Origin of the sequence: Kineococcus gurbantunggutensis, from assembly GCF_050871925.1 — a bacterium.
Classification (GTDB): Bacteria; Actinomycetota; Actinomycetes; order Actinomycetales; family Kineococcaceae; genus Kineococcus.
In genome coordinates this window covers 1-980 of sequence record NZ_JBJLSG010000338.1, presented here as the reverse complement: position 1 = coordinate 980, position 980 = coordinate 1, and the positions used below count along the sequence as shown (strand labels likewise).

Below are 980 nucleotides of genomic sequence, written 5' to 3'. Positions count from 1 at the left end.
CGCGCCTGGAACCCCTGCTCGACCCCGGCACCGGCGCACCGCTGGACCTGTCGCACTCGGTGCTGCGCAGCGTCTCGCCCATCCACGTCGAGTACCTGAAGAACATGGGCGTGACCGCCTCCATGTCCGTCTCCCTCGTCGTGGACGGGCGGTTGTGGGGCCTGGTGGCGTGCCACCACTACTCCGGGCCGCACCGGCCCAGCCACGACGCGCGCTCGGCGGCGGAGTTCCTGGGGCAGACCGCCTCGCAGCTCATCGACGAGCGGGTGCGCTCGCACGAGCGCGACCGGGCGCTGGCCGCGCAGGAGCTGCTGTCCGACATCGTCGCCGCCGTCTCCGCCAGCGGCCGCGAACCCCTCGCCAGCCTCGTCGAGGACGGCCGCCTGCTGGACCTGCTCGACGCCGGCGGCGCCGCGGTGTGGACCGGCGAGCGGCTGCTGACGTGCGGGCAGGTGCCCCCGTGGGCGCAGCTGCAGCGCACCGCCACCCTGCTGGCCCGCGCCGACGGCGCCGCCACGTTCACCGACCACCTCACCGCGCTCAGCCCGGACCTGGCCCGCGTCACCGACCGGGCCGCCGGCGCGCTGCGGGTGGGCATCGGCGGGGACGGGTGGGTGCTGTGGGTGCGCCCGGAGCAGCCGCGGGTCGTGGACTGGGGCGGGGACCCGCACAACGCCGAGATCGCCGCCGGCGAGGGGCCCGGGGTGCGCATCAGCCCGCGCACCAGCTTCGAGAAGTGGCGCGAGGTCGTGCGCGGGCGCAGCGAGCCGTGGCGGCCCTGGCACGGCGCGACCGCCGACCGGCTGCGCAGCCAGCTCACCGGCGTGATGCTGGGCCGCTCGCGCGGGCAGATCGCCATCGCCGAGTCCCTGCAGCGCGCCGTCGTGCTCGACGAGGCGCCGGCGGTGCCGGGGGTGGAGCTGCTGGCGCGCTACCACCCCGCCGAGGGCGGCCAGCTCGGCGGCGACTGGTGGGACGCG

1 protein-coding gene is annotated in these 980 nt (G+C 77.0%); it reads left to right on the top strand.

All coding sequences use genetic code 11. The features are described from left to right. Positions 1 to 980: GAF domain-containing protein (locus ACRYR7_RS25560; RefSeq protein ID WP_432575200.1), on the top strand; the 980-nt coding region annotated here is incomplete at both ends.